This is a genomic window from Achromobacter sp. ACM03 (assembly GCF_014851665.1).
In the GTDB taxonomy this organism is placed as follows: domain Bacteria; phylum Pseudomonadota; class Gammaproteobacteria; order Burkholderiales; family Burkholderiaceae_B; genus Achromobacter; species Achromobacter aegrifaciens.
The window spans coordinates 44,978-58,804 of sequence record NZ_JACVAD010000002.1; the positions used below are offsets into that span (position 1 = coordinate 44,978).

Annotated in this window: 10 protein-coding genes; 1 reads left to right on the forward strand and 9 read right to left on the reverse strand. The window is 66.9% G+C overall.

The genetic code is table 11. The annotated features are described in order from the left end of the window. Positions 1–11: 11 nt before the first annotated feature. The 6 genes from mlaD to IB257_RS08520 all read right to left on the reverse strand — a co-directional run bounded on the left by mlaD (position 12) and on the right by IB257_RS08520 (position 5,692). Positions 12–509 (reverse strand): outer membrane lipid asymmetry maintenance protein MlaD, encoded by a 498-nt coding sequence (mlaD, locus tag IB257_RS08495; protein WP_054455485.1) that lies wholly within the window; start codon positions 507–509, stop codon positions 12–14. Between the two features lie 12 nt (positions 510–521). Continuing rightward, positions 522–1,310, reverse strand: a complete 789-nt coding sequence (mlaE, locus tag IB257_RS08500; RefSeq protein WP_054455483.1) for a lipid asymmetry maintenance ABC transporter permease subunit MlaE — start codon at positions 1,308–1,310, stop codon at positions 522–524. Continuing rightward, entirely contained in the window at positions 1,307–2,143 is an 837-nt protein-coding gene (locus IB257_RS08505; protein ID WP_054455481.1) for an ABC transporter ATP-binding protein, read from the reverse strand. Before IB257_RS08505 ends, mlaE begins: the two co-directional genes overlap by 4 nt. A gap of 242 nt (positions 2,144–2,385) precedes the next feature. Next, positions 2,386–3,447: a nitronate monooxygenase family protein gene (locus IB257_RS08510; protein ID WP_192492178.1), complete on the reverse strand. Its 1,062-nt coding sequence runs from the start codon at positions 3,445–3,447 to the stop codon at positions 2,386–2,388. An 18-nt stretch (positions 3,448–3,465) separates the two neighbouring features. Beyond that, entirely contained in the window at positions 3,466–4,443 is a 978-nt protein-coding gene (locus IB257_RS08515; protein ID WP_054455477.1) for a tripartite tricarboxylate transporter substrate binding protein, read from the reverse strand. Positions 4,444–4,468: 25 nt separating this feature from the next. Continuing rightward, positions 4,469–5,692, reverse strand: coding sequence for a YbfB/YjiJ family MFS transporter (locus IB257_RS08520; protein ID WP_192330602.1), 1,224 nt, complete (start codon positions 5,690–5,692; stop codon positions 4,469–4,471). 65 nt (positions 5,693–5,757) lie between these two features. On the opposite strand from IB257_RS08520, the gene IB257_RS08525 reads away from it, so the two are divergent. Continuing rightward, positions 5,758–6,630, forward strand: a complete 873-nt coding sequence (locus tag IB257_RS08525) for a LysR family transcriptional regulator (protein ID WP_192492179.1) — start codon at positions 5,758–5,760, stop codon at positions 6,628–6,630. Between the two features lie 34 nt (positions 6,631–6,664). On the opposite strand, the gene IB257_RS08530 is transcribed toward IB257_RS08525, so the two are convergent. From IB257_RS08530 to IB257_RS08540, 3 genes are all read right to left on the reverse strand, one after another. Further along, entirely contained in the window at positions 6,665–7,303 is a 639-nt protein-coding gene (locus IB257_RS08530; RefSeq protein ID WP_054455471.1) for an OmpW family protein, read from the reverse strand. Between the two features lie 195 nt (positions 7,304–7,498). Then, positions 7,499–8,965 carry a glutamate synthase subunit beta gene (locus IB257_RS08535; protein ID WP_054455468.1) on the reverse strand — a complete coding sequence of 489 codons (1,467 nt, stop codon included), beginning with the start codon at positions 8,963–8,965 and terminating at the stop codon, positions 7,499–7,501. An 8-nt stretch (positions 8,966–8,973) separates the two neighbouring features. Further along, positions 8,974–13,713: a glutamate synthase-related protein gene (locus IB257_RS08540; protein WP_054455466.1), complete on the reverse strand. Its 4,740-nt coding sequence runs from the start codon at positions 13,711–13,713 to the stop codon at positions 8,974–8,976. Positions 13,714–13,827 lie beyond the last annotated feature (114 nt).

The following is a 13,827-nucleotide window of genomic DNA, read 5'->3' on the forward strand; positions in this document are numbered from 1 at the left end:
TCGCATTGTCTTTAATTTGGCGTTTTCGCGGCGGGTTCCGGCGCGCTCGAGCCTTGCTTCTCGGCCGACCCGTACAGGAACTGGCTGATCAGTTGTTCAAGCACCACGGCGCTTTGCGTGTAGCGGATCTTGCCGCCGTCGACAAAGTTTTCCTCTTCGCTGCCCGCGGTCAGGCCCAGGTATTGTTCACCCAGCAGGCCCGACGTCAGGATGGACGCCGAAGTGTCCTTGGGGAACTGATAGGCCGTTTCCAGGTTGACCGAGACGATCGCCTGGAAGGTCTTGTCATCGAACGAGATGCCGGCAACCCGGCCCACGACGACCCCCGCGCTCTTGACGGGCGCGCGCACCTTGAGGCCGCCTACGTTATCGAAGTTGGCCGTCAGCGTATAGGTCGGGGCGAAAGAAAAGGTGCTCAAGTTGCCGGCGCGCAACGCCAGGAACGCCAGCGCGACCGCGCCCAGCAATACAAACAGGCCTACCCAGAAGTCGGTTTTTTCGCGAGACATGATCGATCCGTATCAATTTCCAAACATCAAGGCGGTGAGCAGGAAGTCCAGCCCAAGTACCGCCAGGGAGCCCACCACCACGGTGCGCGTGGTCGCGCGGGCAACGCCTTCGGGGGTGGGCTTGGCTTGCCAGCCCTCATAGAGCGCGACCAGCGTCACGGTGACGCCGAAGACCAGGCTCTTGATGACGCCATTGGCCACGTCTTTCCAGACGTCGACGCCGTTTTGCATCTGCGACCAGAACGCGCCGGCGTCCACGCCGATCAGCAGCACGCCCACGACCCAGCCGCCCAGGATGCCCACCATGGAGAACACCGCCGCCAGGATGGGCATGGCGATGATGCCGCCCCACAGACGCGGCACCAGCACGCGGCGGATGGGGTCGACGGCCATGACTTCCATGGCCGCGAGTTGCTCGCCGGCTTTCATCAGGCCGATTTCGGCCGTGAGAGAGGTGCCCGCACGGCCCGCGAACAGCAGCGCCGTGACCACGGGTCCCAGTTCCCGCACCAGCGACAGGGCCACCAGCAAGCCCAGCGCTTCTTCAGAGCCGTAGCGGTTCAGCGTGTAATAGCCTTGCAGCCCCAGCACGAAGCCCACGAACATGCCGGAAACGGCAATGATGAGCAGCGAGTAGTTGCCGATGAAATGGACCTGCTGCGACACCAGCCGCGGACGCGACAGCGCAATGCCGCTGCGAGCGAGCATGGCGCCGAAGAACCGGGTGAAGTAGCCGATGCCGGAAACGCGGTTGCGCACCCAGCCGCCCAGCGCACCGATGGCGTTGTTGGATCCGCTCATGCGCGGCGGCCCTCCTGTTGCGAAAGCCACTTCTTGAAAGCGGGCGTCTCGGGATATTGGAACGCGACGGGGCCGTCGGGCTCCCCTTTGAGGAACTGTTGCACGTAGGGGTCTTGCGAGGCCGACAGCATTTCGGGGGTGCCGGCCGCGGCAAGCTTGCCCTGGCCGACCAGGTACACCTGGTCCGCGATGGCAAACGATTCATGCACGTCGTGCGTGATCAGCACCGAGGCGCAGCCGAGGCGGTCGGCCAGGTTGCGGATCAGGCGCGCGGTAATGCCCAGCGAGATCGGGTCCAGCCCCGCAAACGGCTCGTCATACAGAATGAGTTCGGGTTCCAGCACGACGGCGCGGGCCAGCGCCACGCGCCGGGCCATGCCGCCGGAGATTTCCGCCACTTTCAGGTGCGCGGCTGCGCGCAGGCCGACGGCGTCGAGCTTGTCCAGCACGCGCTCGGTGACTTCGGGCTCCGCCAGCTTGGTGTGTTCGCGCAGCGGGAAGGCCACGTTCTCGAAAACGTTCAGGTCAGTGAAAAGCGCGCCCTGCTGAAATAGGACGCCCATGCGCGTGCGCAGCGATTGCAGTTCGGTGCGGCTGACGTGGGCCATGTCCTGGCCGAAGGCCAGCACCCGGCCCCGCTGCGCGGTGAGCTGGCCGGTGGCCGCGCGCAACAGCGTGGTCTTGCCCGAACCCGAGCCGCCCATGATGGCGACCACCTGGCCGGCGCGCACGTCCATGGAAATGTCGCGCAAGACGGTGAAATCACCATAGCCTAGCGCCACACCTTCCAGGCGCAGGGCGAATTCCGGGGTCTTGCTGGTTTGAGCGGGCATGGGCAACGAAAGGGTGTTTCGGCGGCGGAGCTTGCCCTGCTGTCCGGTCGATGCGACCGGCAAAATTCATGGCCGGCGCGGCGAAGACAGGCGGCGTCGGGAAGCGCCCTGTTACTCATATGCCGGGGGCGAGGTCGGGCCTGGGCTCCCGGCGGCGAGGCGCCATTGTAGCCCGACGCTTTGTAATCACAACGCGAGAGCCCGCGCGTGGAACAGTGTTTTCGGTTCAGGGAACAATATGCTCAGCGGCGCGCCTGCGCCGCCGCGGTCTCCCGGGCCAGCCGCGCGACCAGGTCGGCGGTGGTCTCGCGCCGCGCGAGCGGCGCGCCCTGGCCGGCCCACAGGGACAGCATGTCGGTGTTGCCGGCCTTGCCGCCCGCCGTGCGCATGGGGCGCGTCAACGCGTTCTGCAGGGGGTAAGGCAGGATGTCGGCCGCAATCGCGTCGGCCTCGCGCATGAAGGCGTTTTCGATGCCGCGGGCGGGCCGGCCCGAAAACGCACGGGTCACCCGCGACTGTTCCGCCCGGGAGGCGGGCAGCAGCGCCTTGTAGGCTTCATTGATGCCGGATTCCTCGGTCGTCAAGAAGGCCGTCCCCATTTGTGCCAGATCGGCGCCCAGGGCCAAGGCGGCGGCGATACCGCGGCCGTCCATGATGCCGCCAGATGCAATAACAGGGACAGAGACTGCGTCGGCCACCTGGGGCACCAGCGCCATGGTGCCGATCAGCGATTCCTCGAAACCGTCCAGGAAGGTGCCGCGGTGGCCGCCGGCCTCGGCGCCTTGCGCCACGATGGCGTCCACGCCGTCCGCTTCAAGGGCCACCGCTTCGCGCACGGTGGTCGCGGTGCCCACGGTCAGAATGCCCAGTTCGCGGCAGCGCGCGATGGCCGCGGCCGGCATGCGGCCGAAGGTGAAGCTGAAGACGGCCGGACGCACCCGCAGGATGGCTTCGATCTGCTGCGGCAGCGGATCGGCTTGCGGGCCGGGCGCGGCGGGCGCCGGCAGGCCCAGCTGCTGGTGGTAGCGCGCCATCAGCGCCAGCATGCGACTGGCGTCGCCGCGCATGGGTTCTTCCGGCACCGACGCGAACAGATTGATGGCGAACGGGAGCGGCGTGCGCGCACGGATGTCGCGCGCCGCCGCCTCGATCTGCTCGGGACTCATATAGGCCGCCCCGAGCGAACCCAGGACTCCCGCCTTCGATGCTTCGGAAACCAGCTCCACCGTCGTGGCGCCGCCGGCCATGGGGGCCTGGACGATGGGATGGTGCAGCTTGAGCAGATCAATCAGACGGGTAGCCATGGAATTACTCCTGGAAGGTTACTGAAGCTGGATGTTCCCAGCCTTGATGACGTGGGCCCACTTCTCGGTTTCGCTCTTGATGAAGGCGCCGAATTCCTCGGGCGTGCCGCCGCCCGCCTGGCTGCCGGTGTCGGCGATGGCCTTCTGCACGTCCGGTTCCTTCAGGATGCGGTTGAACTCGGCGTTGAGCTTGGCGATGATGGGCGCGGGCGTGCCGGCGGGGGCGACGATGCCCTGCCAGTTGTAGGACTCGAAGCCCGGCAGGCCGGATTCGGCCATGGTTGGCACGTCGGGCAGCACGGCCAGGCGCTTGGCGGACGTGACCGCGATGGGGTGGATCTTGGCGCCCTGGATCGCGGGCAACGCGGAATAGCCCATTTCGAACATCATCGAGATATGGCCGCCCATGAGGTCCGTCGCGGCCAGGCTGCCGCCCTTGTACGGGACGTGGACGATGTCGATCTTGGCCTGTTCGCGGAACATTTCGCCGGACAGGTGGTGCGCGCCGCCCACGCCGGACGAGCCGAAGGACAGCTTGCCGGGCTGCTTCTTGGCCAGCGCGATCAGGTCCGCCAGCGTCTTCACCGGCAGTTCGTTGTTCACGCTCAGCACCAGCGGGCTGTTTTCGATCAGGATGATCGGGGCCAGATCCTTTTGCGGATCGTAGGGCATGTCCTTCATCAGCGTCGGGTTGACCGCCATGGGCGCCAGATTGCCGGTGCCGATGGTGTAGCCGTCCGGCGCCGCGCGCGCGATCAGGTTGGTGCCGACCACGCCGCCGGCGCCTGCCTTGTTCTCGACCACGATGGGCTGGCCCAGCGTGTCGCCCAGCTTGCGCGCCAAAAGGCGTACGCGGGTGTCGGCGAAGCCGCCCGGCGCGTAGGGCACGATCATGGTGATGGGCTTGGCCGGCCAGTCGGCGGTCTGGGCCTGGGCGGCGCCGCTGAAGGCGGCGGTGGCTGCCAGGGCGGCAATAAGGGGACGCAATGCTTTCATACAGATGACTCCTGGTTTTGTTTTTTTAATGTGAACGGGCCCGCGGGCCGATCGCATTATGCCCAGCGGCCACGTCATCTGTCGTGATCTTTCCCAAACGCCATGCGGACAACGCCAACAGTGCCGCGCTGGCCGCCAGCACTTGCGGCAGCCCGGCGCCCCAATGCGCCGCCCAGGACGCCAACAGCGGTCCCAGGATCTGGCCGGCGGCGAAAGCCGCGGTCATGAGGGCCGCCGCGCGCGGCGCGGCGGCGCCGGCCGAACGCCTGGCGGCCAGCATTCCCGCCTGCGTAATCACCATGAAGGTGCCGCCCACCAGCACCGCGGCCACGATCACGGCGGCGATGTGGTGCCATAGCGCCACGGCCAGCATGCCCAGCGCCATGAGCGCCTGGGCGGCGCGCCAGACTTGCACGCTGTCGCGGCCCCGTGCCAGGCGGGGCACCAGCAGGCAGGACACCGCTGCGGCCATGCCGAACAGGGGCCAGGCCCAGCCGAAGATGGCCGGGTCGGGAATGATTTCCTTCGCCATCGCCGGCAGGAAGGTGGCCGGAATGATGTAGCCCACGCCGAACGCGCCATAGTGCAGCGCCAGCGCGGGGATGTCGCGTGGCAGCCGGGCGGCGGGTGCGGCGGCGCTGGCCGATTGCGCTGGCATTGGCGCCGCCTGGCGGCGCAACCCTGGCCAGGCGATCGCGGACAGGGCCAGCGCCAGCCCCCCCAGCGCGAACCAGACCGTGTCGGCGCGCGCGTCCCAGGCTGCCAGCGCCAGGCAGGCCAGCCCCGTCAGCGCAATGCCCGCGCCCACGCCGGCGTAGGTCACTGCGGACGCGCCCGCCTCGCGCGGATCGCCCGCGGGCACCGCCCGCCACGCCGCCACGCAGATGAAGGCGCTGGCGCTGGCGTAGCCGGCGGCCAGTCGCAGCGCGCACCAGACCGCCATGCCATGCCAGACAGGCATGGCCAGCGTCAGCAGGGCCACTGCCAGCAGGCTGGCCGCCAGCGTGCCCCGCAGCCGGCGGATGGGCCAGGCGACCGCAGCCAGCGCGCCCAGCAGATACCCCGCGTAGTTGGCCGAAGCCAGCCAGCTGCCCTGGGATAGCGACAGGCCGGTTTCCTGGGCCATCAGGGGCCAGACCGGCGTGAAGGCGAACCGGCCTATCCCCATGGCGGCGGCCAGGGCCAGCGCGGCCGGCCATGCCAGGGCGGCAGCGCTGCGTGACGAGGAAGGGTAATTGGGCGTTGACATGGCCCTTACTCTACGGCTGTACTAATATCATTAATAGTGAATTATTAAGATAGTGAGTTCTCAAAATGAGAAACTTGGACCTGGATGCACTGCAGATCTTCAAGGCGGTTGCCGACCAGGGCGGCGTGGCGCGCGCCGCTGCCCATCTGAACCGCGTGCAGTCCAACGTGTCGACGCGCCTGAAGCAGCTGGAGGCCTCGCTGGAGGCGCCGCTGTTCCGCCGCCAGAATCGCCGGCTGGTGCTGTCTGACCAGGGGCGGGTGCTGCTGTCCTACGCCGACCGGCTGCTGCGCCTGGCGGACGAAGCCCAGGCCGCGGTACGTGACGGCTCGCCGCAGGGCGTGCTGCGCATCGGCACCATGGAAAGCACGGCGGCCGCGCGTCTGCCGCCGATCCTGGCGGCCTATCACGCGGCCTGGCCGCAGGTGCGGATCGAACTGGTGACCGGCACGTCGGCCGCGCTGGCGGCCAAGGTGCGCAACTACGAAATCGAGGCCGCGTTCGTGGCGCAGCCGTTTCCGGCCGAAGGGCTGGCGGCCATGGATGCCTTCAAGGAAGAACTGGCGTTGATCTCGCCGCTGGCCTGGGATCCGATCGACAGTCCCAAGGACCTGGGCGACCGCAGCGTGATTGCCTTCGCGTCGGGATGCTCATACCGGCGCATCCTGGAATCCTGGCTCAACCAGGAAGGTATCGCGCCCGGCAAGGTGATGGAGTTCGCCTCGTACCACGCCATCGTCGCCTGCGTGGCGGCGGGCTCGGGCGTGGCGATTGTGCCGCGTTCGGTGCTGGCGGTGCTGGGGGCGGAGCACACGGTGCGCATCGGCGCCCTGTCCGGCTCGCATGGCCGGGCCCTGACCCAGCTGGTCTGGCGCGCCGACGACGACACGCCGGCGTTGCAGGCCCTGCGGCACAAGCTGGAGGCGCCGCAAGACTGAGGAAGGCCGCGCCTGGCGCGCGGCCCTTTTGCCTTTAGAAGCGGTAGCCGACGCCGATCGTCGCGACCCACGGATCGATGCGCGCGGTGCCGATGTGCTGGCCGTCCAGCTTCACCTTGGAACGGATGTCGATGTAGCGGATGTCTGCGTTCATAAACCAGCGCTCGTTGATCTTGAAGTCAGCGCCCAGTTGAGCGGCCACGCCCCAGGAATCGCCCAGCTTCAGGTCCGAACCCTTCAGCGCGCCTTCCGCCTTGGTGTCGAAGAAGTGGGTGTAGTTGATGCCCACGCCGATGTACGGCTGGATCATGCTGTCGGGCAGGATGTGCCATTGCAGGCTGAGCGTCGGCGGCAATTGCTTGGTCGAGCCGATCTTGCCCAGGCCGCTGCCGCTGACGTCATGCTGGAAGGGCCAGGCGCCCAGCAGTTCGATACCGATGTTGCGCGTGGCCATGTAGGTCAGCGTGAAGCTCGGGCGTACGTTGTTGTTGACGTCGAGTCCGACGCTGCCGTTGAGCACGGTGCCGTTGTTGGACGAGGGGCGGACCTGCGTCACGCCGACCTTGAACAGCACGTCGCCCGCTTCGTGGGCGTGCGCGGGGGCGGCGAGCGTGCCAGCGGCGATCAGGCCGGCGATGGCGGTGGCGCGGATACGGCCGTTCAGCGAAAACATTCTCTTCTCCGATCTTTCCATTGGGTGAGACGACAGGTTCTCAAACCTGGCGGCCGGCCCGCTTGATGTGTGTCAAATCGTGAAAAGACCGCAATCGAAAAGTGGTTATGTTGCAACAGGCGGGGGCGCGGGAAAAAAAAATCGCCGCCGGCGCAATGCGCTCGGCGGCTATCCGGCCCGGCCTGATCGTGGCGATCAGCGCGGCAGTTCGCTGCTGCCCATGAGGTAGGCGTCCACAGAGCGCGCGCACTGGCGGCCTTCGCGGATGGCCCAGACCACCAGGGACTGGCCGCGGCGCATGTCGCCGGCCGTGAAGACCTTCTCGACGTTGGTGCGGTAGTCGTCGGTATTGGCGCGTACGTTGCCGCGGGCATCGCGGTCCACGCCGAAGGCGTCCAGCACCGTCTGCACGGGCGACACGAAGCCCATGGCCAGCAGCACCAGGTCGGCCTTGATCTCGAATTCAGAGCCTTCGACTTCGCGCATCTTCATTTGGCCGGTGGCTTCGTCCTTGAACCATTCGACGCGTGCGCCGATCAGCTTTTCGACCTTGCCATTGCTGCCCTGGAGCAGCTTGGTGGTCACGGACCAGTCGCGCTCGCAGCCTTCTTCGTGCGAGGACGAGGTGCGCATCTTCAGCGGCCAGTACGGCCACGTCATGGTCTTGTTCTCGCTTTCCGGCGGCTGGGGCATCAGCTCGAACTGCGTGACCGAGGCCGCGCCGTGGCGGTTGCTGGTGCCGACGCAGTCGGAACCCGTGTCGCCGCCGCCGATCACCACCACGTGCTTGCCCTTGGCCAGCGTCTGGTTGGTGAGCCGGTCGCCCGCCACCGCCTTGTTCTGCTGGCGCAGGAAGTCCATGGCGAAGTACACGCCCGACAGCTCGCGGCCGGGCACCGGCAGGTCGCGCGGGGTTTCCGAACCGCCGCTCATCACCACCGCGTCGAACTCGGCCAGCAGCGATTCCGGCGTGCGCACCGTCAGGCCGTCGGCCACGGGGTCGCTGGGATTGCCGATGTAAGTCGACGGCGCGAATTCCACGCCCTCGGCTTCCATCTGCGAGATGCGGCGGTCGATCTGGTGCTTTTCCAGCTTGAAGTCGGGGATGCCGTAGCGCAGCAGGCCGCCGATGCGGTCGCTCTTTTCGAACAGCGTCACCGAGTGGCCGGCGCGGGCCAGCTGCTGCGCGCATGCCATGCCCGCGGGGCCGGAGCCCACCACGGCAACCTTCTTGCCGGTCTTGCGCGCCGGCACCTGCGGCGACACCCAGCCTTCGGCCCAGCCCTTGTCGATGATGGCGTGTTCGATGGACTTGATGCCGACAGCGTCGCTGTTGATGTTCAAGGTACAGGCAGCTTCGCACGGCGCCGGGCAGATGCGGCCGGTGAACTCGGGGAAGTTGTTGGTGGAGTGCAGGACGTCCAGCGCGCGCTTCCAGTCCTGCCGGTACACCAGGTCATTCCAGTCCGGGATGATGTTGTTGACCGGGCAGCCGTTGTTGCAGAACGGGATGCCGCAGTCCATGCAGCGCGCCGCCTGCTGCTTGGCCTGATCGTCGCTCAGGTGCAGCACGAATTCGCGCCAGTTCTTCAGCCGCTTCTGCGGGGCCTCGGAGGCCTCCTGCAGACGCTGAAATTCCATAAAGCCGGTAATCTTTCCCATGGTATCCCTCACGCAGCCAGTTGTTGCGGGTTGGCTGCACGCCACATTTCACCCAATGCGCGGCGGTAGTCCGTCGGCATGATTTTCACGAATTTGCCGCGCGAGGCTTCCCAGTCGCCCAGGATCTCGCGGGCGCGGAAGCTGCCGGTGTAGCGGAAGTGATCTTCCACCAGGCGGCGCAGGATGGTTTCGTCCGTTTCGCGTTCACCGCCGCGCTGCGCGCTGTGCCAGACGTCGATGTTGTTCTGGGCGAGCTGTTCCGCGTGCGGCACGATGCTTTCCAGTTCGACCATGGACAGGTTGGCGCGCTGCTTGAGCGTGCGTTCCGGATCCCACACGTAGGCCACGCCGCCCGACATGCCTGCCGCGAAGTTGCGGCCGGTCGTGCCCAGCACCACGACGGTGCCGCCGGTCATGTATTCGCAGCCGTGGTCGCCGGTGCCTTCCACGACGGTGGCCGCGCCCGAGTTGCGCACCGCGAAGCGTTCGCCGGCCACGCCGTTGAAGAACGCCTCGCCCGCCAGCGCGCCGTACAGCACGGTGTTGCCGGCGATGATGTGGTCCGGGCCGAAGCCGCGGAAGTCGTTGGGCGAGCGCACGATGATGCGGCCGCCCGACAGGCCCTTGCCGACATAGTCGTTGCCTTCGCCCACCAGGTCCATCGTGATGCCGTGGGCCAGGAACGCGCCGAAGCTTTGGCCGGCCGTGCCGTTGCACTGGATGTGGATGGTGTCGTCCGGCAGGCCCTCATGGCCGTAGCGCGCGGCCACCGCGCCCGACAGCATGGCGCCGATGGTGCGGTTGCGGTTGCGCACGGGGACGATGAAGGACACCTTCTCGCCGCGTTCCAGCGCGGGCTTGCTGCGCTCGATCAGCTGGTGGTCCAGCGCGCCGGCCAGGCCGTGGTCCTGCTCTTCGGTCTGGCGCACGTCGGCGTCGGATTGCGTTTGGTGGAACACGCGGGCGAAGTCCAGGCCCTGGGCCTTCCAGTGCTCCACGCCCGAGCGCATGTCCAGCAGGTCGGCGCGGCCGATCAGGTCGTCGAACTTGCGGATGCCCAGCTGGGCCATGATTTCGCGGACTTCTTCGGCGATGAAGAAGAAGAAGTTCACGACGTGTTCGGGCTTGCCCTGGAATTTCTTGCGCAGGACCGGGTCTTGCGTGGCCACGCCCACCGGGCAGGTGTTCAGGTGGCACTTGCGCATCATGATGCAGCCTTCCACGACCAGCGGCGCGGTCGCGAAGCCGAATTCGTCGGCGCCCAGCAGCGCGCCGATGACGACGTCGCGGCCGGTCTTCATCTGGCCGTCGGCCTGCACGCGGATGCGGCTGCGCAGGCGGTTGAGCACCAGCGTCTGCTGCGTTTCGGCCAGGCCCAGTTCCCAGGGCGTGCCCACGTGCTTGATGGACGACACCGGGGATGCGCCCGTGCCGCCGTCATGGCCGGCGATCACGACGTGATCGGCCTTGGCCTTGGCGACGCCCGCGGCCACCGTGCCCACGCCCACTTCGGACACCAGCTTGACCGACACCGAAGCCTTGGAATTCACGTTCTTCAGGTCGTGGATCAGCTGGGCCAGGTCTTCGATCGAGTAGATGTCGTGGTGCGGCGGGGGCGAGATCAGGCCCACGCCCGGCACCGAGTAGCGCAGCTTGGCGATGTATTCCGACACCTTGTGGCCGGGCAGCTGGCCGCCTTCGCCGGGCTTGGCGCCTTGGGCCATCTTGATCTGGATCTGGTCGGCCGACGACAGGTATTCGGCGGTCACGCCGAAACGGCCCGAGGCCACCTGCTTGATCTTGGAGCGCAGAGAGTCGCCCTTCTTCAGTTCGACGTCCGCTTCGATGCGGTCCGAGCCCAGCACCGAGGCCAGCGTATCGCCGTCCTTGATGGTGCTCTTGCCTTCGCGCATTTCGGCGCGGTAGCGCAGTTCGTCCTCGCCGCCTTCGCCGGTGTTGGACTTGCCGCCGATGCGGTTCATGGCCACGGCCAGCACCGAGTGCGCCTCGGTGGAGATCGAGCCCAGCGACATGGCGCCGGTGGCGAAGCGCTTGACGATTTCCTTGGCGGATTCGACGTCGTCCAGCGGAATCGCGCGCGACGGATCGAAGCGGAACTCGAACAGCCCGCGCAGCGTCATGTGGCGGCGGCTCTGGTCGTTGATGATCTGCGCGTACTCCTTGTACGTGCGGTAGTTGTTGGCGCGCGAAGCGTGCTGCAGCTTGGCGATGGAATCCGGCGTCCACATGTGCTCTTCGCCGCGCACGCGATAGGCGTATTCGCCGCCCGCGTCCAGGTCGTTGGCCAGCACCGGATCGGTGCTGAAGGCGGCGCGGTGCTGGCGCAGCGCTTCCTCGGCCACCTGGAAGATGCCGATGCCTTCGATGTTGGAGGCGGTGCCGGTGAAGTACTTGTTCACCAGCGCGGTCTGCAGGCCCACGGCTTCGAAGATCTGCGCGCCGGTGTAGGACATGTACGTGGAAATGCCCATCTTGGACATGACCTTGTTCAGGCCCTTGCCGATCGCCTTGATGAAGTTCTTGACCGCCTTTTCGGGGTCGTTCATCTTGCCCAGCGATTCCAGCGCCAGGTAGGGGTGGATGGCTTCGGCGCCGTAGCCGCCCAGCAGCGCGAAGTGGTGCACCTCGCGCGCCGAGCCGGTTTCCACGACCAGACCGGTGTTGGTGCGCAGGCCGGCGCGGATCAGGTGCTGGTGGACCGCGGAGGTCGCCAGCAGCGCGGGGATGGCCACGCGCTCGCTGTCGACCAGGCGGTCGGACACGATCAGGATGTTGTAGCCGCTGCGCACCGCGTCCACGGCGCGCGCGCACAGCGCGGCCACGCGGGCTTCGATGCCTTCGGGACCCCAGGCGGCGGGATAGGTGATGTCCAGCTCAAAGCTGCGGAACTTCTTGCCCGTGACCTGCTCGATGTCGCGGATCTGCGCCATGGCGGCGAAATCCAGCACCGGCTGCGACACTTCCAGGCGCAGCGGCGGGTTGACGTTGTTGATGTCCAGCAGGTTCGGCTTGGGGCCGATGAAGGACACCAGCGACATCACCAGCTGTTCGCGGATGGGGTCGATCGGCGGGTTCGTGACCTGCGCGAACAATTGGCGGAAGTAGTTGTAGAACGGCTTGGCGCGGTCGGACAGCACGGCCAGCGGGGCGTCGTTGCCCATCGAGCCGATGACTTCTTCGCCGGTCGTGGCCATGGGTTCCAGGATGAACTTGTAGTCTTCCTGGGTCCAGCCGAAAGCCTGCTGGCGATCCAGCAGCGACACGGACGACTGCGTGGCGACGGCGGCCTGGCGCGGCGCCGGCAGCGATTCCAGCTTGATCTGCAGGCGTTCGATCCACTGGCGGTACGGCCGGCTGTTGGCCAGCTGCAGCTTGATCTCGGCGTCGTCGATGATGCGGCCCTGTTCCAGGTCGATCAGGAACATCTTGCCCGGTTGCAGGCGCCACTTCTTGACGATGCGGTTTTCGGGGATGGACAGCGTGCCGGCTTCCGAAGCCAGGATGACCATGTCGTCATCGGTGACCAGGTAGCGAGCCGGGCGCAGGCCGTTGCGGTCCAGCGTGGCGCCGATCTGGCGGCCATCGGTGAACGCGACCGCGGCGGGGCCGTCCCACGGTTCCATCATGGCCGCGTGGTACTCGTAGAAAGCGCGGCGGCTTTCGTCCATCTGCGTGTGCTGTTCCCAGGCCTCCGGGATCATCATCATCATGGCGTGGGCCAGCGAGTAGCCCGAGTTCACCAGCAGTTCCAGGCAGTTGTCGAACGTGGCGGTGTCCGACTGGCCTTCGTAGACGATGGGGTACAGCTTCTTCAGGTCCTCGCCCAGCACGGCCGACTGCATCATGCCTTCGCGGGCGCGCAGCCAGTTGAAGTTGCCCTTGACCGTGTTGATTTCGCCGTTGTGGGCAATCATGCGGTACGGGTGGGCCAGCGGCCAGGCGGGGAACGTGTTGGTCGAGAAGCGTTGGTGCACCAGCGCCAGGGCCGACACCGTGCGCGGATCGGCCAGGTCGCGGTAGTAGCGGCCGACCTGGTCGGCCAGCAGCAGGCCCTTGTAGACCACGGTGCGCACCGAGGCCGAGGGCACGAAGTATTCCTTGCCGTGCGCCAGATGCATGTTCTGGATGGCGTGGCTGGCGGTCTTGCGGATCACGTACAGCTTGCGCTCCAGCGCGTCCGGCACCATCACGTCGGCGCCGCGGCCGATGAACAGCTGGCGGATCACGGGTTCGCAGGCGCGCACGGCAGGCGACATGGGCATGTCGACGTCCACCGGCACGTCGCGCCAGCCCAGGACCACCTGGCCTTCGGCGCGCACGGAGCGTTCCAGTTCCTGTTCGCAGGCCAGACGCGAGGCCGTTTCCTTCGGCAGGAACACCATGGCCACGCCGTACTCGCCGGGAGGCGGCAGCGTGATGCCTTGATGGCCGAGCTCGTCGCGGTAGAGCGTGTCGGGAATCTGGATCAGGATGCCGGCGCCGTCGCCCATCAGCTTGTCCGCGCCGACCGCGCCGCGGTGGTCCAGGTTTTCCAGGATCTTCAGACCCTGCTGGATGATGGCGTGGCTTTTCTTGCCCTTGATGTGGGCGACGAAACCGACGCCGCAGGCGTCATGCTCGTTCTTCGGGTTGTACAGGCCCTGGGCAGACGGCAGTCCGATGCGGCTGGCATCGATGGGGGTCGCCTTGGGCGGGGGACAGGAGTCGATCGGGGTAATTTGGGGCATGGCGCGCTCCGCAGTGGGCCTGCGTCGTAATGTTGCAGTGCAGGAGACGGACAATACCCCCGACATGAGTAGGGTGCAATAGGAATAAATAGGGTGTGTCCCTTATTTTTGATG

Coding starts and splice junctions, on each gene's coding strand:
- IB257_RS08515 (WP_054455477.1), bottom strand. CDS start 4,443: ATGAAAGCATTGCGTCCCCTTATTGCCGCCCTGGCAGCCACCGCCGCC.
- IB257_RS08510 (WP_192492178.1), bottom strand. CDS start 3,447: ATGGCTACCCGTCTGATTGATCTGCTCAAGCTGCACCATCCCATCGTC.
- IB257_RS08505 (WP_054455481.1), bottom strand. CDS start 2,143: ATGCCCGCTCAAACCAGCAAGACCCCGGAATTCGCCCTGCGCCTGGAA.
- mlaE (WP_054455483.1), bottom strand. CDS start 1,310: ATGAGCGGATCCAACAACGCCATCGGTGCGCTGGGCGGCTGGGTGCGC.
- IB257_RS08525 (WP_192492179.1), top strand. CDS start 5,758: ATGAGAAACTTGGACCTGGATGCACTGCAGATCTTCAAGGCGGTTGCC.
- IB257_RS08540 (WP_054455466.1), bottom strand. CDS start 13,713: ATGCCCCAAATTACCCCGATCGACTCCTGTCCCCCGCCCAAGGCGACC.
- mlaD (WP_054455485.1), bottom strand. CDS start 509: ATGTCTCGCGAAAAAACCGACTTCTGGGTAGGCCTGTTTGTATTGCTG.
- IB257_RS08530 (WP_054455471.1), bottom strand. CDS start 7,303: ATGTTTTCGCTGAACGGCCGTATCCGCGCCACCGCCATCGCCGGCCTG.
- IB257_RS08535 (WP_054455468.1), bottom strand. CDS start 8,965: ATGGGAAAGATTACCGGCTTTATGGAATTTCAGCGTCTGCAGGAGGCC.
- IB257_RS08520 (WP_192330602.1), bottom strand. CDS start 5,692: ATGTCAACGCCCAATTACCCTTCCTCGTCACGCAGCGCTGCCGCCCTG.